Origin of the sequence: Marivita hallyeonensis (assembly GCF_900129875.1) — a bacterium.
GTDB lineage: Bacteria > Pseudomonadota > Alphaproteobacteria > Rhodobacterales > Rhodobacteraceae > Marivita > Marivita hallyeonensis.
In genome coordinates this window covers 689,172-708,253 of sequence record NZ_FQXC01000002.1, presented here as the reverse complement: position 1 = coordinate 708,253, position 19,082 = coordinate 689,172, and the positions used below count along the sequence as shown (strand labels likewise).

Annotated in this window: 22 protein-coding genes; 8 read left to right on the top strand and 14 right to left on the bottom strand. The window is 61.0% G+C overall.

Annotated elements, in window-relative coordinates; translation table 11 throughout:
* Positions 1-70 precede the first annotated feature (70 nt).
* Positions 71-1,021 (top strand): LysR family transcriptional regulator, encoded by a 951-nt coding sequence (locus BUA42_RS09165; RefSeq protein ID WP_072777373.1) that lies wholly within the window; start codon positions 71-73, stop codon positions 1,019-1,021.
* Here BUA42_RS09165 and BUA42_RS09160 read toward each other — a convergent pair.
* The 10 genes from BUA42_RS09160 to BUA42_RS09115 all read right to left on the bottom strand — a co-directional run bounded on the left by BUA42_RS09160 (position 1,018) and on the right by BUA42_RS09115 (position 9,154).
* Positions 1,018-1,419: a FixH family protein gene (locus tag BUA42_RS09160; protein WP_072777372.1), complete on the bottom strand. Its 402-nt coding sequence runs from the start codon at positions 1,417-1,419 to the stop codon at positions 1,018-1,020. The genes BUA42_RS09165 and BUA42_RS09160 overlap by 4 nt on opposite strands.
* Entirely contained in the window at positions 1,407-2,096 is a 690-nt protein-coding gene (locus BUA42_RS09155; RefSeq protein WP_072777371.1) for an ATP-binding cassette domain-containing protein, read from the bottom strand. Before BUA42_RS09155 ends, BUA42_RS09160 begins: the two co-directional genes overlap by 13 nt.
* Positions 2,089-2,829: an ABC transporter ATP-binding protein gene (locus BUA42_RS09150; protein WP_084066174.1), complete on the bottom strand. Its 741-nt coding sequence runs from the start codon at positions 2,827-2,829 to the stop codon at positions 2,089-2,091. Before BUA42_RS09150 ends, BUA42_RS09155 begins: the two co-directional genes overlap by 8 nt.
* A complete protein-coding gene (locus BUA42_RS09145; protein WP_072777370.1) occupies positions 2,814-3,704 on the bottom strand; it encodes a branched-chain amino acid ABC transporter permease in 891 nt (296 codons plus the stop codon). The genes BUA42_RS09150 and BUA42_RS09145 overlap by 16 nt, the downstream gene beginning before the upstream one ends.
* A 1-nt stretch (position 3,705) precedes the next feature.
* A complete protein-coding gene (locus tag BUA42_RS09140) occupies positions 3,706-4,593 on the bottom strand; it encodes a branched-chain amino acid ABC transporter permease (RefSeq protein WP_072777369.1) in 888 nt (295 codons plus the stop codon).
* 4 nt (positions 4,594-4,597) lie between these two features.
* The gene (locus BUA42_RS09135; RefSeq protein WP_245818983.1) at positions 4,598-5,317 is read right to left on the bottom strand and encodes an ABC transporter ATP-binding protein; all 720 of its coding nucleotides are present in this window, start codon (positions 5,315-5,317) and stop codon (positions 4,598-4,600) included.
* Positions 5,310-6,080, bottom strand: a complete 771-nt coding sequence (locus BUA42_RS09130) for an ABC transporter ATP-binding protein (RefSeq protein WP_218588619.1) — start codon at positions 6,078-6,080, stop codon at positions 5,310-5,312. The genes BUA42_RS09135 and BUA42_RS09130 overlap by 8 nt, the downstream gene beginning before the upstream one ends.
* Positions 6,080-6,994: a branched-chain amino acid ABC transporter permease gene (locus BUA42_RS09125; protein WP_072777366.1), complete on the bottom strand. Its 915-nt coding sequence runs from the start codon at positions 6,992-6,994 to the stop codon at positions 6,080-6,082. Before BUA42_RS09125 ends, BUA42_RS09130 begins: the two co-directional genes overlap by 1 nt.
* A gap of 12 nt (positions 6,995-7,006) precedes the next feature.
* The gene (locus BUA42_RS09120; RefSeq protein ID WP_072777365.1) at positions 7,007-7,897 is read right to left on the bottom strand and encodes a branched-chain amino acid ABC transporter permease; all 891 of its coding nucleotides are present in this window, start codon (positions 7,895-7,897) and stop codon (positions 7,007-7,009) included.
* 69 nt (positions 7,898-7,966) lie between these two features.
* Positions 7,967-9,154 carry an ABC transporter substrate-binding protein gene (locus BUA42_RS09115; protein ID WP_072777364.1) on the bottom strand — a complete coding sequence of 396 codons (1,188 nt, stop codon included), beginning with the start codon at positions 9,152-9,154 and terminating at the stop codon, positions 7,967-7,969.
* 359 nt (positions 9,155-9,513) lie between these two features.
* Here BUA42_RS09115 and BUA42_RS09110 point away from each other — a divergent pair, with 359 nt between their 5' ends.
* From BUA42_RS09110 to BUA42_RS09095, 4 genes are read left to right on the top strand one after another with little or no spacing between them, the layout of a single operon-like run.
* Complete coding sequence (locus tag BUA42_RS09110; RefSeq protein ID WP_072777363.1) at positions 9,514-10,311, top strand: SDR family NAD(P)-dependent oxidoreductase; 798 nt, start codon at positions 9,514-9,516, stop codon at positions 10,309-10,311.
* Positions 10,312-10,322: 11 nt separating this feature from the next.
* Positions 10,323-10,919 (top strand): glutathione S-transferase family protein, encoded by a 597-nt coding sequence (locus BUA42_RS09105; protein WP_072777362.1) that lies wholly within the window; start codon positions 10,323-10,325, stop codon positions 10,917-10,919.
* Positions 10,920-10,937: 18 nt separating this feature from the next.
* The gene (locus BUA42_RS09100; protein WP_072777361.1) at positions 10,938-12,362 is read left to right on the top strand and encodes an aldehyde dehydrogenase family protein; all 1,425 of its coding nucleotides are present in this window, start codon (positions 10,938-10,940) and stop codon (positions 12,360-12,362) included.
* A gap of 32 nt (positions 12,363-12,394) precedes the next feature.
* Positions 12,395-12,925 (top strand): peroxiredoxin, encoded by a 531-nt coding sequence (locus BUA42_RS09095; RefSeq protein WP_425435029.1) that lies wholly within the window; start codon positions 12,395-12,397, stop codon positions 12,923-12,925.
* Between the two features lie 173 nt (positions 12,926-13,098).
* Here the strand turns inward: BUA42_RS09095 and BUA42_RS09090 are convergent, their stop codons facing one another.
* The 3 genes from BUA42_RS09090 to BUA42_RS09080 all read right to left on the bottom strand — a co-directional run bounded on the left by BUA42_RS09090 (position 13,099) and on the right by BUA42_RS09080 (position 15,019).
* Positions 13,099-13,773 (bottom strand): hypothetical protein, encoded by a 675-nt coding sequence (locus BUA42_RS09090; RefSeq protein WP_072777360.1) that lies wholly within the window; start codon positions 13,771-13,773, stop codon positions 13,099-13,101.
* Positions 13,774-14,011: 238 nt separating this feature from the next.
* Entirely contained in the window at positions 14,012-14,218 is a 207-nt protein-coding gene (locus BUA42_RS09085; protein ID WP_072777359.1) for a cold-shock protein, read from the bottom strand.
* 573 nt (positions 14,219-14,791) lie between these two features.
* Complete coding sequence (locus BUA42_RS09080; protein WP_072777358.1) at positions 14,792-15,019, bottom strand: hypothetical protein; 228 nt, start codon at positions 15,017-15,019, stop codon at positions 14,792-14,794.
* A 97-nt stretch (positions 15,020-15,116) separates the two neighbouring features.
* Between BUA42_RS09080 and BUA42_RS09075 the strand changes: the two genes are divergently transcribed.
* The 3 genes from BUA42_RS09075 (at position 15,117) to BUA42_RS09065 (ending at position 17,542) form a co-directional block, all read left to right on the top strand.
* Positions 15,117-15,503 carry a hypothetical protein gene (locus BUA42_RS09075; protein WP_072777357.1) on the top strand — a complete coding sequence of 129 codons (387 nt, stop codon included), beginning with the start codon at positions 15,117-15,119 and terminating at the stop codon, positions 15,501-15,503.
* A complete protein-coding gene (locus BUA42_RS09070; RefSeq protein WP_143152654.1) occupies positions 15,500-16,309 on the top strand; it encodes a hypothetical protein in 810 nt (269 codons plus the stop codon). The genes BUA42_RS09075 and BUA42_RS09070 overlap by 4 nt, the downstream gene beginning before the upstream one ends.
* Positions 16,310-16,651: 342 nt before the next feature.
* On the top strand, positions 16,652-17,542 hold the full coding sequence (locus BUA42_RS09065; RefSeq protein ID WP_072777355.1) for a transglutaminase family protein: 891 nt from the start codon (positions 16,652-16,654) through the stop codon (positions 17,540-17,542).
* A gap of 60 nt (positions 17,543-17,602) precedes the next feature.
* On the opposite strand, the gene BUA42_RS09060 is transcribed toward BUA42_RS09065, so the two are convergent.
* Entirely contained in the window at positions 17,603-19,078 is a 1,476-nt protein-coding gene (locus BUA42_RS09060) for a M81 family metallopeptidase (RefSeq protein ID WP_281249782.1), read from the bottom strand.
* Positions 19,079-19,082: the final 4 nt, after the last annotated feature.

Here is a 19,082-nt window from a genome sequence, read left to right as displayed (position 1 = left end):
GAACTGTTCGGAAATACCCTCTTCCTCCCATAGCTAGAAGATTTTATTATGGGGTAGGGAGGAGCCAGATGTGGACATCAAACAACTCAGATACTTCATCGCTATTGCCGAAGAAGGTTCGCTCTCGGCAGCGGCACAACGGGTGAACGTTGCCCAGCCCTCGCTGTCGCAACACGTTCTGTCGCTCGAACGCGATCTTGGTGTGAAACTTCTCGAACGCAGTCCGCGCGGCGTGTCGCTGACACAGGCGGGGGAAGTTCTGCTCAGCCACGCCCGCGAGATCGCGGGTGCGCTCGAAAACGCGGTCGAAGCGGTCCGCCGTTCGGGATCGGAACCCATGGGCGACGTCAGTTTCGGCTTGCCGAGCTCGGTATCGATGGTCCTGTCGGTGCCTCTGGCCGAGACGGTGCGGTTGGAGCTACCGAAAGTGCGTCTTCGGGCCATCGAAGCGATGAGCGGCTTCATTCAAACCTGGCTCGAGGATCAGTCCATTGACCTTGGCATCCTCTACGACGTCAGCGCAGTTCGGCACCTGACCCACCGCCAGCTCATGACCGAAGACCTGTTTTTCTTCTCGGCGCCCGATGCCTGGCCCTTCGAGACCCGGGCGGGCACCGCCGTCCGACTGTCTGACCTGTCGCCCGTCGAATTGGTGCTTCCGTCAAAGCATCATGGGCTTCGGACCATGATCGACCGTTTCACCCGCAGCCAAGGCGTGCAACTCAGTGTGGCTACCGAGATGGACGCACTCAGCCAGATCAAAACGATGGTATCGCGCGGGTCGGGATACACCATCCTCGCACCTGCTGCGGCCATCGATTTTGTCGAGCGGGGCGAGTTGATCATGGCGCCCATCATCGAGCCGCGAATGACGCGTCCGGTTTATCTGGTGCGCAATCCCGCCAAGCCGGTAACAACGGCAAGCCGAGAGTTGGAGAGGATCACAATCGAAGTCATTCGCGACCTCGTGGCGCGGGGTATCTGGCGGGCCGAGGACCCACCCGAAATGACCGGCACCTAGTCGGAGCTGTGACCGGAATGCTCCGTGGGCAGATGGTCGGAAGCCGCGTCGTCGAATATTTGGGACAGGACGATCCGGTCGCGGCGTGGCGCGCTGACGTCCAGTGTCAGCGTCCAGTCGCCCAGCATTTGCAGGTCAAGGACGGCAACATACGCGCCTGGCCTCTCGGTGATGTCGGCCGGAACGGGTGGGATATTATGCGCCATCGGCATCGACGGCATGTCCGGCTTGATTGTGAATGAGGCGCCTTCAACCGGTACGCCGTTTTGGGTGAGGTTGAACTCACAGTTGAATCGCAGGTCGATCTCGGTTGGTGCACAGTTGGCGTCCGCAATAATCCGGTCGGCCACGGCTGGGGAGGCGAGCGAGATGAGGGCGGCGAGGGTCAAGCGGAACATGCAGTGGGCTCCTGTTTGGATGTCTTGTGGTCAGTTGGGGTGATCGGACGCAGGCGCCGGTCTTCAAGCACGAAGGCGCGGTCAGCAAGCGCAAGAGCGGCGCGACTGTCCTGATCGGTGAGCAGAAGTCCGATCCCGTCGTCGCGCAGACCGTTCATCATAGAAAAAGCGTCCTTCGCCGCCGCCGGGGACAGGCCCAGGGTCGGTTCATCCAGCACAATCAACCTCGGTCGCCCGACAAGCGCGCGTGCGAGGCTCAGCATCTGCGCCTCGCCGCCCGACAGCGTCCCGGCTGGTTGACCGAGGCGCGCCGCGAGGATGGGAAACCGGTGTAGAGTGTTCTGCAAGTCCGCGTGGCGTTTCTTGGCACCTCCGCGTCCCGCGCTGAGAAGCAGGGTTTCTTCAACGGTCAGTGTCGGCGCCAACTGACGGCCCTCGGGCACCAACGCCATGCCGTCCCGCTTGTGGAAAGGTTGCTTGGTCACCTCGCGCCCATGCCACAAAACGCGACCGCGTTTCACGGGCGTGAGACCGATCACCGCCCTAATTAGGCTGGACTTGCCGGATCCGTTCGCGCCGGTGAGAACCACAATCTCACCGGGTTGAACGGAGAAGCTGGCATCGTCGATGACTGACTCCCCGCGCCACGTAACGGTCAGGCCCTTCACCTCAAGCATCGACCGGGTCTCCCATCAGGCAGGCACGAATATCCGGCCGCGCCAGGACCGAGTCCGGTGTTCCGAAGCCGATCTTCCGTCCTGCCTGCAACACGACGAGATCGGTGCAGAGCGCGCGCAGCAAGTCGATCCGATGCTCGACAAGGACAACCGTGCGCCCCGGGATCAGATGTTCGGTCATGGCGCGGCTTAGTTGCCGCGCTTCTTCTGAAGTCGCACCGGCCGCCGGTTCATCGAGGAGCAGCAACCTTGCACCAGTCACGTGCGCCCGCGCCATTTCGAGGAGCCGCAGTTCGAATTGGGTTAGTCTGTCCGGCAATTCATGTGCCACGTGGTCAAGCCCAAAGACGGCCAGTCCGTCGCGCAGATGCGCGTCTTCGCGGCGTCGCGCTGACGGTCCTTGAAACAGGTGTCTGGTCGCGTGCAACGCCGCGCGCATGTTTTCGAGGATGCTCATCCGACGATAGACGCGCGGTGTCTGAAACGTCCTCACGATGCCCAGCCTTGCGCGTTCAGGTGGTGTCAGATGCGCAATCGGGCGTCCTTGGAAACAAACTGATCCTTGTGCTGGATAGTGACCCGTCAGGACATTGATCAGGCTCGACTTGCCCGATCCGATCGGGCCAGCAACACCCATTACGGTGTTCGATGCGACTGACAGATCGACCGCGTCCAGTGCCAACACTCCGCCGAATCGAAGCGTCAGATCGGTGATCTCTAGCGCCGCGCCCACGATCGCACCTTTGTGACAAGAGTTTCGTCGAGAATGCCCCGTGGCCGCAGGATCAGAATGATCGCGACCAGCCCCCCGAAGACAATCATCCGGTAGGCCGCGAGCGACCTGAGCGACTCCAGAAGACCAACGTCGATCAACACGCCCAGAAGCGGGCCAATAGCGGTGCCAAGGCCCCCGATCAGCCCGTAGGCGACCGCGTGAACGCCGGTCATAACACTGAACTGAGCAGGCTCTACATATGTCGCCATGTGCGCGAAGAGGGCGCCGCCCAATCCGGCGACCCCGCCCGCCGCGGCTGCCGCGCCGATCTTCCAGCGCAGGACGCGTATGCCCTGCATGCCCGCAAGGATGGGGTCTTCGCCGACCATGCGCAGTTGCGCCATGACATTCAGCCGCGCCGCCAGCCAGATGAGTACGATCACGAGCAGAAGCAACGTGGCGATAATCGCGAGATACGTCCCCGGCGCGATGCCAGCTTCGTAGACCCAGCGGATATCGCGAAATCCGTTCGCGCCGTCGGGTCCGGTGAGGTAGCCGTCGATGTCTCTCTGGTAGCGAAAAACGTTGAGACTGGCGCGGGTCAGCTCTGCAAAGGCGAGCGTCGCGATGGCGTAGTGCACGCCGGAAAGCCGCGCCGCGGGCCAGGCGACCAAAGCTCCGATGCCAGCGCCAAGCGCGGTGCCCAAAGCCAGTGCGACTGCAAACGGCCACCCCCAGACGGCGCTGGCGATTCCCGAGGCATAGGCGCCAATGGCAAAATATGCCTGCTGGCCAAAGCTGATCTCCCCGCCAATCAGCAAGAGCCACGCGGACAGGGCGAGGAAGGAGAACAGGCCGATGTTGGACAGCACCGATGTCAGGAACGGGTCCATGTCAAAGCTTCCGCTCTGCGCCGGTATCGCGGACGCCTGCAATCCCACCGGGCAATACGATGAGGCAGAGGAAGAGAAGCCCATACACCACGATCTCGCGCGCTGCCGCCCCGAGGTACCATTGTGCTTGGGCTTCGACGATGCCCAGAACCAGCCCGCCCAAAAGCGCCCCGCGAAGCGACCCGAGCCCGCCGATCATCATGGCGATCAGCCCTTTCATGGTGGCCCAAAGACCGAACTTTGGCGTGATCTGACCGTCGGTGGCCGCAATCAGCAGCCCTGCCACTGCACCGACGAGCGCGGCGAGGCAGAACGTCAGAAAAGCGACGCGATTGATGTTGATCCGCGATACGGCAGCGGCCTCGGCGCTGTCCGCCAGCGCACGCATCTCCAACCCGAAATGGCTGTGGTAGATCAACCGGTGCAGCACCAACAGAACCAGCCCGGCCGATAGGAGCACAAGCAAGTCGTCACCGCCAAGGAAGAGGCCAGCGATCTGGATGTCCGGCAACGGCGGGAGCGTGGGAAAGGCTGTCGTGCGCCCTGGGAAGGCCAGGGATACACCTTGTTCCAGCTGCATCCAGAGAGCGAAGCTCGACGCCATCGATGCCAAAGCGGCGTCACCGCGGATCGCAGCAAAGGAGAGCCGCTCGATATAGATGGAGGCCAAAAGTGCACCAATGAAAGTGGCCAAAGCCGCCTCGATCAGGCCAGCTGACCATTGGACGTGGACCCAGGCGCCAAGGAAGATTCCCACCATGATCGACGGCCCAAACGCGATGTTGAGCCGCCGCATGACGCCGAAAATCAGCGTAAAGCCAATGGCGAGGAGGGCGTAAGCCGACCCCGCCGCGATCCCGTCCAAGGTGTTCTGAACGAGATCCAGCATTTCATCAGCTCGCCTTGCGCGCCCCGAGATAGGCGCGCTGGATCACCTCATCATGGTCGACCGCACCCGGCTCGCCGCTGAACGTGACCTTGCCTTGTTCGAGAAGGTAGAAGCGGTTGGCGTATTTCAGCGCCATATGTGCGTTCTGTTCGACAAGAAAGATCGTGCGACCCTCGTCGCGCAATCCCCCGATGATCTCGAAGATTTCCTCCACGATGATCGGGGCCAGACCTGTCGACGGTTCGTCCATCAGCAGGATCTTCGGCTTTGCCATCAACGCGCGCCCGACCGCCAGCATCTGCTGTTCGCCGCCCGAAAGCGTTCCTGCCAATTGCTCGGACCGCTCGCGAAGGCGTGGGAAGCGGGTCAGAACGTCTTCCAGATCGCCCTCGACGCCGCCCTTTTCCTTGCGTCGCGAGAAGGCACCGGCGATCAGGTTGTCGCGTACGCTCATGTCGGGAAAGACCAGCCGGTTCTCGGGCACGGTCACGATCCCCTTGGACACGATCTGGTGCGGTTTCAGGCCAAGAATATTCTCTCCTTCGATCTTCATCGACCCGCCCTGCGCCTTCAGAATGCCGGCAATAGTCCAGATCAGCGTCGTCTTACCCGCTCCGTTGGGGCCAAGCAGACAGGTCAATCCGCCGTCATGAATGTCGAGCGAGACGCCCTTCAGCGCGGCGATCTTGCCGTAAGAGGTCTTGATGTCACGGATCTCAAGCACTGGCTCTCTCCATCTTTTCGTCATGGCCGCTGCCCAGATAGGCGGCACGGACCTGTGGATCGTCCTGAATGTCACTTGGCGTGCCTTCGGCGATCTTCTGTCCAAAGTTGAGCACCGCGAGGCGATCGGTGATGCCCATGACAAGCTCCATCATGTGCTCGATCAGCAAGACCGTGACACCTTGGTCACGCACCGCGCGGATGCGCTCGGCCAGAAGCTCTGCGTCCTCGAGGCTTGCGCCTGCCGCCGGTTCATCCAGCAGAAGAACACGAGGGGCGGAGGCCAGCGCACGCGCCATTTCCAATCGGCGCATCTCGCCAAAGGACAGGTTGCCCGCCAGCACATCACGCTTGGAATAGAGGCGCGAGAACTGCAGCAGCTCGTCGATGTCCGGCCCATGTTCGCCGCCCGGTTTGAACCAGCGCGACAGGAAGTGTTCTCGGCGCTGTTCATGCCCGTTCTGTGCGACCCACAGGTTCTGCGCGACGGTCAGGTTGCCGAAAAGGCGGATGTTCTGGAACGTTCGCGCGACACCACGCGAGGTGCGGCTGTGTTGTGGCAGGGCTGTCAGGTCCCAACCATCGAGGCTGACCGTGCCCGCCGTCGGCGTGTAGAGGCCGGTGATCAGGTTGACAGTCGTCGACTTGCCCGATCCGTTGGGGCCGATCAGGCCAAAGATTTCGCCTTCCTTGATGGTCAGGCTCACGTCATCAACTGCTCGCACGCCGCCGAAATGCTTGGAAAGGTTTTCAAGCGTCAGCATCATTCGGCCTCCTTCAATTCGAGCTTTTCACCGGTGCGGCGTTTGAAGATGCGCGGCATCCGTTCGCCCAGAAGACCCGTGGGTCGGAAATTCATGGCCAGAACGATCAGCGCGCCAAAGAGCAGCGAGCGCCAGTCGCCAAGGAACCGGAGGCCTTCGACCAGAAAGCCCTGGATAAAGATCACCGCGATCAGCGTGCCGAAGACAGACCCCAGGCCGCCAAGGATCGGGTAGGCGATTGCGAAGGTCGCCAGGAGAACCCCAAAGACCAGATGTTCGATGTGGGTCACCGTGTGGGCATAGATGCCGCCGCCCATCCCCGCGATCATGCCGCCAAGGGTCATCGCGCCGACTTTGACGGCGGTCAGGTTCAGCCCGATGGACTGTGCGGCCGTCTCGTCGTGGCCTACAGCCCGAAGAACGGCACCTGCGCGGGTATTGTCGATCCACCAAAGCGCGCCCATCACGACGGCGACCACGATCCAGATGAAGCCGGTGACGTGCCAGATCTCCCAGCCATTTTCCGGGAAGAAGCGGATCGCGCGGAAGCCTTCTGCTCCGTTCGGACCGATCAGTTCTCCGCCGCGCTCCACCTGCCAGGTGAAGTTGAAAAAGAACAGTCGAACCATCTCACCGAAAGCCAGTGTGGCGACGACCAGCATCAACCCCTTCACCCGCAACGCCGGGAAGCCGACGACGCAGGCTACGGCTGCAGTGAGGAACCCGGCGACAAGGATCGCGGGAAGGATGTGGAAACCGAACATCGCTGTGCACATGGCCGCGACATAGGCACCGATGGCGTAGAAGCCCGCCTGCGCCATGCTGACCTGCCCGGTCAGCAGGACGACGTAGGCCGATAGTCCCAAAAGCGTATGAACGCCGATGATCTGGAGAAGGCCGAGGTAGAAATCCATGATAGACGCCTCCTAGTCGCGCGTCTGGGCCGAGCCGAAGAGGCCGCCGGGACGCAGGGTGAGGAAGATGAAGAGCAAGAGCATCACGTAGATGTCGCGCTCGGTGACGCCGCGCAGCAGCAGGAAGATGTTCTCCGCCGCACCGACAAGAAGCCCGCCGATGATCGCGCCGGGGATCGACCCCAACCCGCCGATCACAACGACGATGAGGCCTTTCACGGTCAAGCCCATCGCAATGACGGGGGAAAGAACACCGACGGCGGCAGCGGTCATCGCACCGGCAATCCCGCCAAGGATACCCGCGATGCCGAAGGTCATCATGTTTACACGGGTCACGTCGATCCCGCAGAGCTGTGCGGCGCGTGGCTGTTGACTGACGGCCCGTGTCGCAAGCCCAAGCGGCGTGCGGTACAAAAGCCAGAATAGGATCGCCATCGCAACGACGCACATGAAGAAGACGAAAAGCAGATCGCCCCGGATCCAGATGTCGCCCGCCTCGATGATCGCGTCACGGAAGACGGATGGGTAAGGGTAGGGCAGGCCGTGGCTGGCATGGATCACCACCTCATCGATGAAGAGTAGCATGCCCACGGAGGCCAGCAGCGATGCCATGGGGTAGTGCGTTGGCGTGAAACGAAAGCAGCAAAGATAGACGACGAGTCCGATCGCGCCCGATCCGAGGGCGGAGGCGAGAAAGACAATCGCCGGATGCGCGTCGAATGTCAGAAACAGGACGAGGCCGATATAAGTCCCCGCAAGCGCGGCCGCTCCGTAGGCCAGGTTCAGCTTGCGCATAACCCCGAAGATGAGCGTGAAACCAATACCGATCAGCGCGTAGGTGGTGCCGAAGAGAAGGCCGTCCACTGTTGACTGGATCAGGTCGATGAAAAAGAAATAGTCCATGGGTCAGCCCCTCAGATTCGGCGGAAAGAATTTCCGGACGCGCGGGAGGACGCGCCCGGAGTGATCGGGTCAGCTGCCGGGATTGTGCAGAACTTCCCAGTTGCCACTTTCGGCGTTGACGAAGACATACGGTTTGACGGCTTCGCCATCGGGCATCCGCTTGTTCGCGCCCAGAAGGCCCGGCGCTTCTGTCAGGGTGGCAAGCCCGTCGCGGATCTTGCGGCGGTCTTCCTCAAGGCTCTCGGCAGTTCCTTCGATACCGGCGGCTTCGATCACGTCCTTCAGGATCATGATGTTTTCCCAAGCCGACGCGCTGTGCAGGTCAAGTTGGCCACCCTTGGCTTCGACAGCGGCTGCGGCGGCTTTGGCTTCGTCGTTGACCGGAGCAAATGAGGTCGGGATGATGATGCCTTCGGCCTCATTGGCGCAGCCAGTCAGCGTTTCAAGCGACGAAGATGAGGTCAGCCCAACCAGAACTTTGGGTTCGATCCGCTGGCGATCCATTTCGCGCAGCATCCCGCAAGTCGTGAAGGGGTGTGCGGAAATCGCGACGACATCCGGCTCCGCCCGGCGCATGCCGCGGGCCTGGTTTGAAAAATTGGTGTCGTTCAGCAACCACTGCGCTTCCCCGACAACCTCGAACCCATGGGCTTCGGCCGCGGTCTTCATCACCGAGTACCAAGTGAAGCGGGAATGGGCGAAGTCCTCTTCCACGCCGCCATAGATGGTTTTCGCGTCGGGATGGGTTTCGCGAATCCAGGCGAAAAGGTTGTCGTACATTGTCGCTTCGGACGGCGTGTTGCGGAATACCCATTCCGAGATGCCAGCGAGGCCGCCCTTGATTGCGACATCGGTGAAGACCGGGAATTGCAGACCCGTATCGCCCGCATCATCGACCTTGGCTTGAAGAATACCGAAGAGCGGCTCGGCCACGTTCGAGCAGGTCGGACCAACCGCGACCAGCGCATCGGTTGAGGCAATGCGGCGCAGGACCGAAATGCCCTCTTCGGCATTGCAGCGGTCGTCGTAGAATTCGGTCGCAAGCATCGCTTTGGAGCCATCGGCAAGCGTCACGCCGCCTTCGGCGTTGATCTTTTCCACGGCCGCAGCCATCGCCGCACCCGAGTTTTGGCCGAAGATGCCCACGACGCCAGACGAGGCGCCGAATCCGGCGATATTGATGGTCTTGTCCGCGGCCACGACCGGGGCGGCGGCAAGCGCCAGCACCGATGCGGTCACAAGAGTTGAGAGTTTCATGGCAGTCCTCCAGTTCCGTTTGTTCCGGCGGATGGCGGTGCCTGACACGTGAAGCCCTCCCTGATGCCGGTGGCCGGACATTGCCGCGAGACACAGAGATATTCCAAAGAGGGAATTTCCATGCCGTCTAGAGATTTTTCTTATATCGATGTTTGAGGGTTTTTGCGTGAATGCGTCAAATATCGAGAAATCAAAGAATTATACGAGAGATTTTGGATATTCTTGGCGTTGGGATTGGGCGTTCCCTGCTTCGGTATAGGGTTATCCTATGGATCATAGACAGCATTCGTATTTGTGTAACGGACGCGCCTGCGAGAGTTTGAGCGCGACTGTCGATGGTACGGAAAGGCGGCTCTAACATGGGCGAAAGACTGAAGGATAAGGTGGTTTTCTTCTCTGGCGCGGGCGCAATCGGTCCGGGTTGGGGCAATGGTAAGGCGGCGGCCGTGGCCATGGCGCGCGAGGGTGCAAAAATCTTCGCGCTCGACATAAACAAGGACGCTGTCGAAGAAACCGCCAAGATCATTCGCGAGGAGGGCGGCACCGTTGAGACGGCGGTCTGCGACGTCTCCAAGGCCGATCAGGTCGAAGCCGCAGTGACTGCCTGCATGGAAGCCTTCGGGCGCATCGACGTTCTGGACAACAATGTTGGCATCATTGATCCGGGCGGACCCGAAGAGCTGACGGAAGAGCAATGGGACCGGCTGATGGCGATTAACGTCAAGTCGATCTACCTGACGTGCCGCAACATTCTTCCGATCATGACGAAGCAGGGCGGTGGGTCGATCATCAACATCTCGTCCATCGCCTCGACCCATTCGCTGGGGTATTCCTGCATCAGCTATTCGGCCTCAAAAGGGGCCGTGAACGCCTTCACTCGCGACATCGCCCTGAATTACGGCCCCAAGGGCATTCGGTGTAACTCGATCCTGCCGGGCCTGATGAACACGCCGCTGATTCACGCGGGCAACGTCACCTCGGTTTATGGGTCGACCGAAGCGATGGTGAAAGCACGCGACGCGCTGGTGCCGCTCGGGCAGATGGGCGATGGTTGGGACGTTGCGTGGGCCAGTGTGTTCCTGGCGTCCGATGAGGCCAAGCACATCACAGGCATCGAGCTGGTCGTCGACGGTGGCATCACGCTGAAAGTCAAGTGAGGAAGGGGCGCATGCATCTCTATATCAACACAACGTCACCCTTTGTCCGGCTTGTGCGCCTTGCAATTGAGGAAAAGGGGCTTTCCGACAAGGTCGAGCTGGAAATCGTCGATCCCTGGGCCGACCCGGATACCTTCCTCAAGGCTAACCCGGCCGGTCGCGTTCCGACGCTCACCACAGATGAGGGTCATGTGATCGCTGAAGCGCATCTGATCCTACGCTACCTCGACGAGATCGCGCAGCCTTCGATTTATCCGTCCGAAGACCTGGCGCGCACGCTCGAAATTGCGGCACCTGCGCTTGGCGCAACCGAGGCGTCGACCGCGATCATCATAGGCCGCAAGTCGAGCGCAAACTTCGATACCGACATGGTCGGCTCCAAGCGGTTCCGCAGCATCGCGAGCGGGCTGGCGTGGCTTGACGCCAACCTCCCGCGCGATTTCGCCGACCGGCCCGACATTGCGAATTTCGCAGCCGTCACGTTGATCGACTATGTCGTCTTCCGCTTCACCGATCGTGACTGGCTGGCTGACCTGCCGAATCTTTCCGCATGGCGCGAGCGGCAGAAAGGTCACCCGTCCGTCGAAGCCACAATGCCCTACATCTGAGCCCCCGGGAAGCAGACCATGAACAAACAGATCACGTCACTTGGCAAGCTGGACCATTGGATCGATGGCGCATCGGTCGCGTCCTCCGGTGCCTACATCACGAACATCAACCCGATGACCGGCGGTCCCGGGATTTCTGTGGCGGCCGGGTCGAAGACCGATGTTGAGACCGCAGTCGCCGCTGCCAAGCGCGCGGCAGATGGCTGGCGCCGAGTCAACGCCGCCGAGCGCGGCCGCCTGATGATGGGCCTTGCCGCCAAGATGCGCGAAAGACGCGAAGATCTCGCACAGATGGAGCGCGCCGATACCGGCAAACCCATGCCCATGGCCTATGCCGAGGTCGACGGGTCGATTGCCTATTTCGAATTCTACGGCAGCCTCGTTTATCTGCCGACCGGGGACGTTCTTGACGTGGCTTCCGACCAGCACGTCTTCACCAAGCGCGAGCCCTACGGGATCGTGGGTGTCATAACCCCATGGAACCTGCCCTTGAACCAGGCGGCACGCGCCATCGCCCCCGCGCTTGTTGCGGGGAACGTCATCGTTGCCAAACCCTCTGAAATCACGTCACAGACCACGGTCGAAATGGCGCGTCTGGCGTCTGAGGTCGGGTTCCCCAGCGGGGTCATCAACATCGTGCTTGGAACTGGCAAGGACGTGGGCGAAGCGATCGTCAGCCACCCGGATGTGCGCAAGGTGGCATTCACCGGCTCGGTCGGTGTGGGACGTGCCATCGGCCATATCGCTGCCGACCGGATCATCCCGCTGACACTGGAACTGGGCGGCAAGTCGGCCAATATCGTCTTCGACGACGCCGATCTCGATACCGCCGCAACCGAAGCCGTTAAAGGCTTTACGCTCAACGCAGGTCAGGTCTGCTCTGCAGGTACGCGCGTTCTTGTGCAGCGTTCGGTCTATGAGAGCTTTCTCGACAAGATGAAAAAGGCGGTCGAAGCTATCGTCCCGCGCGACAACCTCGGCCCGATCATCACGCCCGCGCAGTTCCAGCGCGTTCAGGGATACTTCAAGGTCGCCGAAGAGGACGGCGCGCGGTGTCTTCACGGCGGTGCAGTGGCGGATGGGGACGGGTTCTACATCCAGCCGACGGTTTACGCTGACGTCTCGAACGACATGCGGATCGCGCAGGAAGAGATCTTTGGGCCCGTGGGGGTCGTCATTCCCTTCGAGACGGAAGAGGATGCCATCCGGATCGCCAATGACAGCGATTATGGCCTGATCGGCACCGTCTGGAGCCAGAACATCAGCCGCGCCCTGCGCGTGGCCGACCGCATTGACGCCGGGCAGATCTTCGTCAATGTCTGGAACACGATGTCGGTGCAGACCCCTTTCGGCGGCTACAAGAACTCCGGGTATGGGCGCGAGAAAGGGATCGAGGCGATCCATCACTACTCGCATCTGAAAACCGTCACCGTGAAATTCTGATCCTGCGATTGCCCGCAGTATTCGAGAGGACGATGATGACGCCGCAAAAGGTTCCGGACGCAACATTCCACACGCGGGTGCGCAACGACGCGTTGGGGGGTGATAATCCGTTTGAATGGAAGCGCCTGTCGTCTGCTGACGTGTTTGCAGGCAAGCGAGTGGTTTTGTTCGCTTTGCCCGGAGCTTTTACGCCTGCCTGTTCCGACAGTCACCTTCCCGGTTACGAGCGGCACTACGCAGACTTCGTGGCGCTGGGCATCGACAGGGTCGTCTGCCTCGCCATCAACGACGCTTTCGTCATGTTCCAATGGGCAAAATCCCGCAGCATCGAGAACGTGTTCATGCTGCCCGATGGGAATGGGGAGTTCACGCGCAAGATGGGCATGCTGGTCGACCGGTCGACTCAGGGGTTGGGGATGCGCAGCTGGCGATACTCGATGCTGGTTGACGATTGTACCATTCAACGGGTCTTCGCTGAGCCGGGCTTCAAGGATAATCCGGACGGAGTCCCGCTTGAGCGATCAAGCGCAGAGGTCATGCTGGCGTATCTGCAGAAGGCTTGAGGTCCGAACGTCGCGCATCACGTCAGAAACGACCTTGAACCGTTGAACGCTTGGCGTGGCGGCGTGTTCCGCAGACGGTGCACGGCCGTAATTTCGGAGCGATCTAAGAGAACCATCTGGCGTGCGTACACGGTGCTTTCATACGGAAGGCATGTGCGATCCAAACGCAACTGTCACAGCGTAGATCGGACAGCTTCGCGCAATTCTGGGTGGAGTATCCAGTTCCCCGGTTTATCTGCGTTTGACTGCTCGCCGCGGAACGCAAGAAGAGTGGCTCCTCCGAGGTCGTTTGTAGCCTCGCTCGACGGCGTTTCAACGGAAAGATAGTTGGCAACGAGCATCCCGGCGGCTGCGAACGCGCGGTTGGCTGAGGCGTGAGACTTGTAGCCCGCGGCGGTCGCCATGCGCATCTCTGTCAAGCCGCCGTCTTCAGCAAAAGCCAATGCCAAAAGCATTGCGCGTTGCGGGCGCGACAGTGCGACCTGACCAAGCGCTTCGACGTATTCCTCGATACTCGGAACCGCCGAACCACTGTCCTCATCAATTCTGCGGTCTTCGGTTCTTCGGGATTCCCGCGCGTCGATGACGTCGTGCAGGGCCGCGATCGCGGCTTCTTCAGTCGCGCCTCTCGCTTCCGCGATCAAGCCGCGCGCGTTCGTCGGTGGTTTTGGAAATGCCCGGGCGACGTATTCGCCCGAAAGACGACCGGATTTGATCTGGTATCTGCCATGCACGCCCAACTGCACGGCAGTGGGAGTGTCCCGCGCGCGCTCTTCGGTTTTCTTCGGCTTGTCCTTGAAAAGGTCGCGGCCGGTGGCCGTTCGGCCTTCTGTGCTGAAACGCGTCATGAGAATTCACTTCCAGATTGAAATTGGGAAATCAGACAGCCTCGGGCGTCTTCTGATGGTCAGCGCACACGCGTTCAGCGCGAGGCGATCGTACGATCAAAACAGGCTCCCATGAGAAGCCGGGCGTCTGGTGTAGAGTTTTTTCGGTGCGTAATGGCGGATCAACGCGGGTGGTTGAAAAGCGTCTTCCGCAAAAAGGAAAGCCGGGCACCGCAGTGGGTGCCCGGCAGCGCGTTCGTTACGCGAGCGCGATATTGGTCGCGCTTTCGCGGCCGTCACGGCCAGCTTCGACGTCGAAGGTCACCTTCTGAGCATCGGCAAGCCCGGTCAGGCCTGCGCGTTCGACGGACGAGATGTGGACGAAAACGTCCTTGCCGCCCGATTCCGGCTCGATGAAGCCGAAGCCTTTAGTTGAATTGAACCATTTCACGGTGCCATTGGCCATATCCGTGGTCTCCTGTTCTGGATGCTGCCCGCAGGGTGCGGCAGCCCGGCAAAGTCAGACTGAGAGATCGACTGAAGCCGGATGAACGGAAGCAGAGGGTCGCAGAGAAAAACGTTAGCGATAAACACATGGGCCTTTGCGAAGCAGAACACAAGGGCCATTGCAGTCACAGCAGCTTACATTGCGTTTTCCGGCGGTTATTGGCGGTCGCCATTGACAAACGGCGCGCAAATACCCACTTCAGTAGTACGAAACGGCTCTGCCGCGTGAGCAGGCGGTCTACTCACCGCCCCACAGCCGCGACGCTTCTTTTTCCCACATCACGTTTGGGGACCCCGCTCTGGGATGGCCTCGACGCAATAATGTGTCAGGTTCAGTTGCCCCGGATACACCCCAGCCGACCAGGCATTTAAGACAAGTGCTCCGTGGCGGCCGTGGACCTTTGGTCCAGACCAGGACATTCATGAATTATGACTTTCAAGGACTTAGGCGCGATTCCCGCCTCGTAATCCCGGAAATGCCAACACTGGCATCCATTCAATCGCATCACGATGCGCAGGTCGGTAGGGACTGTCATGTCCCGAAAGCAATGCCATCGGGAAGCGCCAGAACTGATGCCTTGGGCATGCCCACTGTCATGGATGTCACATGCAGCGAGGCCGTAACGGGCGTCGTTAATGCCAATCGTGTGATGAACATGCTCGATGGCACAGGAGAACCATCGACGTCGCGCAGGATCGCGCGCCCGCGTCGGGATTTCATCGCAAGCCCGTAGCGGATGGGTGCGATGTCCGTGCTCATTCCAAGCTAAACCAACAAACGCGCTGTGCCGGCAGCTGACTGCGACCCGGACAAACAATCACAGCGAAGCGGCGCTTTCTCCGCAGGAGGATATCTCATGAAAACACCTGAATGGCTCAAACCCGGCATCTCTGGCGCCGCAATAGGCGCCGCGTTTGTCGGCATCATCGGCTTCACATGGGGCGGCTGGGTGACCGGCGGAACAGCCCATGACAGGGCGATGTCGATGTCCCACAACGATGTTGTCGCTGCGATGGTGCCGGTCTGCCTTGACGTTGCCCGGACCGATCCGAACCGTGCGGCGAAGATTGCCGCGATCCGGGAAGCGCCGACATACCAACGTCGAACTGCCCTGATGGAAGCTGGTTGGGCGACGATGCCCGGCGCTGAGGCACCGGACCGCGACATCGCTCAAGCCTGTTTGGCGTCGCTCGATGTCGATGCCATGCCTGAGCTGCCGGAGACCGTGGTGGACGAAGGATGAGCGCTGTCTCCGGTACGATGGAACCGACACCAAGGAAACACCGCTTGATTTGGTCGGCGCTCGCTTTGGCTGGCACGATCGTCTTTCTTGCGTCCCCTGTGCTTGCGCAGGACGGCACCGGCGCAATCCCCGAAAATGCCGTGGCGCAAAACTACGGCGGTGGTTGGGACTGCGCCCTCGGGTACAAGCTTGACGGTGCTGAATGCCTTCCCATCGACATTCCGGAGAACGCCTACGCAACGGGGCGGGCATACGGGGCGGGCTGGGCGTGCAAACGCGGGTATCAGGAAACGGGAACCGCGGCCTGTGAGGCCATCCAGATCCCGGATAATGCCCACCTGCGCTCCTCCGGTTTCGATTGGCAATGCAACCGAGGGTTTCGGTCCGATCGTGACGACTGCGTGGCGATCGCACTGCCTGAAAACGCATATCTCACCGGCGAAATATCCGGCCCTGGCTGGGCATGCATACGCGGCTACACGGCGACGTCGGACGCGTGCGTTCCCATCGCCGTTCCCGCGAATGGCTATCTGACCAACGCGGACTTCGGTGCCGCCTGGGCCTGCGAACGCGGTTTCTTCGAAATGGATGGCCGCTGCGATCCCGTCGACCTTCCCGCCAACGCGTTCCTCGACCCGGAGTCCTATGGACCTGGATGGCGCTGCGAAAGGGGATATGAACAAGTGCGCAACGCCTGCGTCGCCATCGACCTTCCGGAAAACGCCCATCTGGATCGAACCGGAAACCGCTGGCGCTGCGACCGCAGCTTTCAGCTTTCGGACGGGGCGTGCGTTCTTGGACGATAGGATGGCAAGACGCATGCAAGCCGCCGCGCCGGCACGCGCATCGCAGTTGGCAATGTTCGGATACGCGAGAGGCGGAACAGTCGGCATGCTGCGATTAAGGAAACGCTAGGAAAGAAAATGAAGACGAACGTAGCGGAGACAGAGATGGAAATGGTGAGGGCAACAGCCGACATTGCCGCCGAACGCGTGTGCCTCAGGTGCAGCTCGAGGTTCTGGAGCGAAGGCTTCGGGGAACGGGTTTGTGCGCATTGCAAGAAATCATCTGTCTGGCGCTCGGCCATTTCAGAAGGCGACGGACACGGGCAACGCCGCTCCGGCGGCCGGTTTTCGTAAGCCCGGCAGATGCCATCCGTCATCATCACTCACGCCACCCGGTATCGATTCCGAAACGCAGTCACCCTTGGGCCGCACAGGATGATGCTGCGTCCGAGGGAGACGCCCGATCTCAGCCTGACGTCCTTCGACCTTGAGGTCACACCCGAGGCACGCATCGACTGGTCGCATGACGTGGCTGGCAACGCGATTGCGATGGCACAGTTCGATACGATGACCGACGCGCTGTCGATCCGGTCGCGCACGCGTGTAGAGCTTCGCGCCCCGGTGTGGCCGGTCTTCCCGATTGCAGCCTCTGCGGCGTCTTACCCGTTTTTGTATTCCTACGACGATTGGACAGATCTCGGTGCTTTGGCGACACCACAATACCTGGACGACAAGGGGCGGCTTTCGCATTGGGTCGAACAATTCGTTATGGGACGTCCGACCGATACGCTGTCTCTGTTGAAGGATATCAGCAACGGTGTGACCGCGGAGATTTCCTACCAAAGCCGGGAAACGGAAGGCACGCAGGGGCCACTGGAGACCCTAGACCGCGGGTGGGGATCCTGCCGGGACTTCGCAGTTCTCTTCGCCGAAGCCGTCCGAACGCTTGGGTTTGGCGCAAGGCTGGTCTCGGGTTACCTTTACAATCCATCCGGAGACCAGCTGGGCTCTGCGGACGCCGGATCGACACATGCGTGGACCGAGGTTTTCGTCCCCGGCGCGGGCTGGATTCCTTTTGATCCAACCAACAGATCCGTCGGGTCGACCAATCTCGTTCCCGTGGCCGTTGCGCGGAAGATCGAGCAGGTTGCGCCGGTCACAGGCAGCTTTCAGGGCCGTCCCGCCGACGTGTTGTCTATGGAGGTCACGGTCGATGTGAAAGACGACCTGCGCGAATTCTCCGAGACACCGTGATCGCAAATGGGACCCGTTTTGATCACGTCCCGAACCTGGACGTGTCCAGTGGAAACGCCTCTAGGCGTCCATGTCTCCGTCTAGCGGAAAGATCGGCCGAGGAACGTTTTCGTAGGGCAAAAGCCCGTAACGCGTCGTGCAGAGGGCGCCGCTGTCGCAGATGATGATTCGTCCGGCAATGGGTGCGAAAGCGGCCCGAAAGTGCTGCATGGATTTGAGCGCGACCACTGGTTTGGTCGCCGGATCTATGCCGAACGCTCGAAACTGCTGTAGGTCGAGCATCTGATGCGCGATTGAGACGATGAGAACGTCGATGCCAGCGACCCGTAGAACCGCCGTCTGACCAAAGCTGCGCTCCTGTCCGCCAAGGATCGGCCCGTCGCCAACGACGCGGCCTTCACCGCGCCACATCAGCGTGCCCGTCACCACAAGCGGGCCTCCGCCAAACTCGGGCGCAGTCTTGCCGCCGATGGCCAGAGTGCGTTCGTCCCCGATGTCGCCGTCCTGCAGAAGATTTGCTGCCTCTGGGTCGATCAGCGGACCGAAACAGGCATCATCGACGCGCGCGTTCAGAAGCGCCTCCAACAGTGCAGGCGCGTCACCATAGGCCCCGGACCCCGGGTTGTCTGCATAGTCTGCGATGATGAGCGGGCCAGCCCCGCTCCGCCAATCGCGTGCAGCCGCAGCCGCCTCCTGAACCGTAAGATACTGGTTCAGCGCCTCGTGCCTCCGGGTCCAGATGTCTTCCGCCAGCTCTTCGGCCATGGCAGAGAGAGATTCATTCCCGTCCTCTCCTGTAACCAGCACAGTCGGACCCACCTCTGCGATATCGGCACAGGGAAATCCACCATTGATGCTGATCGCATAGACACCCTTTTGCGCCTCGAAGGCGCGTGCCATTGCGTGCCGCTCGACCATCGGTCCGATGTCGGTCCGGCCTCCATTGGCTTCCTCCAGCATGGGCCGGTGCGCGCGGATCGTTCTTGGGTGGATATCGCCCGTCATTGTGCGATGCAGCAACTCTGCGGCGCGCCGACCCGTGGCACGCACGTCGACATGTGGATAGGTCGTGAAGGAGACAAGGATCTGTGCGTGTTCGCACATCGCACGCGACACGTTTGCGTGGGGGTCCAGCGTAACGGCGACCGGCAGGTCAGTACCAACAATCGCGCGCAAGCGCCGCAGGATCTCACCTTCGCCGTCGTCGTGATCCTCCGTCACCATCGCGCCGTGGAGCATGAGGAACACCCCGTCCCATTCACCAGTCCGGGCCATGTCGGTCAGCGGTGAGAGCAGCGTTTCGAACGCCTCCCGTGTGACCCTCCCGCCCGGACCAGCAGCGGCACTAATCACGTGGATGATGTCCCAGCCATGAGCCATGCCGACGTCGAAGAAACCCGCAAGCTCGGTGTTCTTGTCGCCCTTCGCGGCAACTGCTGCGGGACCCTCCAACAGGTAGCGGTCGCGGAATGCCTGCAAGCCGGTGTGTCGAATGTTGAAAGTGTTCGTTTCGTGAGAGATTTCGGCGGAAAGCACGCGA

Bases quoted from the DNA above. Each gene is read 5' to 3' on its own strand.
- BUA42_RS09115 (WP_072777364.1), bottom strand. From the start codon at position 9,154: ATGAAACTCTCAACTCTTGTGACCGCATCGGTGCTGGCGCTTGCCGCC.
- BUA42_RS09090 (WP_072777360.1), bottom strand. From the start codon at position 13,773: ATGACGCGTTTCAGCACAGAAGGCCGAACGGCCACCGGCCGCGACCTT.
- BUA42_RS09095 (WP_425435029.1), top strand. From the start codon at position 12,395: ATGATGACGCCGCAAAAGGTTCCGGACGCAACATTCCACACGCGGGTG.
- BUA42_RS09110 (WP_072777363.1), top strand. From the start codon at position 9,514: ATGGGCGAAAGACTGAAGGATAAGGTGGTTTTCTTCTCTGGCGCGGGC.
- BUA42_RS09160 (WP_072777372.1), bottom strand. From the start codon at position 1,419: ATGTTCCGCTTGACCCTCGCCGCCCTCATCTCGCTCGCCTCCCCAGCC.
- BUA42_RS09145 (WP_072777370.1), bottom strand. From the start codon at position 3,704: ATGGACCCGTTCCTGACATCGGTGCTGTCCAACATCGGCCTGTTCTCC.
- BUA42_RS09155 (WP_072777371.1), bottom strand. From the start codon at position 2,096: ATGCTTGAGGTGAAGGGCCTGACCGTTACGTGGCGCGGGGAGTCAGTC.
- BUA42_RS09070 (WP_143152654.1), top strand. From the start codon at position 15,500: ATGAGCGCTGTCTCCGGTACGATGGAACCGACACCAAGGAAACACCGC.
- BUA42_RS09085 (WP_072777359.1), bottom strand. From the start codon at position 14,218: ATGGCCAATGGCACCGTGAAATGGTTCAATTCAACTAAAGGCTTCGGC.
- BUA42_RS09075 (WP_072777357.1), top strand. From the start codon at position 15,117: ATGAAAACACCTGAATGGCTCAAACCCGGCATCTCTGGCGCCGCAATA.
- BUA42_RS09065 (WP_072777355.1), top strand. From the start codon at position 16,652: ATGCCATCCGTCATCATCACTCACGCCACCCGGTATCGATTCCGAAAC.
- BUA42_RS09100 (WP_072777361.1), top strand. From the start codon at position 10,938: ATGAACAAACAGATCACGTCACTTGGCAAGCTGGACCATTGGATCGAT.
- BUA42_RS09105 (WP_072777362.1), top strand. From the start codon at position 10,323: ATGCATCTCTATATCAACACAACGTCACCCTTTGTCCGGCTTGTGCGC.
- BUA42_RS09140 (WP_072777369.1), bottom strand. From the start codon at position 4,593: ATGCTGGATCTCGTTCAGAACACCTTGGACGGGATCGCGGCGGGGTCG.
- BUA42_RS09120 (WP_072777365.1), bottom strand. From the start codon at position 7,897: ATGGACTATTTCTTTTTCATCGACCTGATCCAGTCAACAGTGGACGGC.
- BUA42_RS09080 (WP_072777358.1), bottom strand. From the start codon at position 15,019: ATGAGCACGGACATCGCACCCATCCGCTACGGGCTTGCGATGAAATCC.
- BUA42_RS09125 (WP_072777366.1), bottom strand. From the start codon at position 6,994: ATGGATTTCTACCTCGGCCTTCTCCAGATCATCGGCGTTCATACGCTT.
- BUA42_RS09130 (WP_218588619.1), bottom strand. From the start codon at position 6,080: ATGCTGACGCTTGAAAACCTTTCCAAGCATTTCGGCGGCGTGCGAGCA.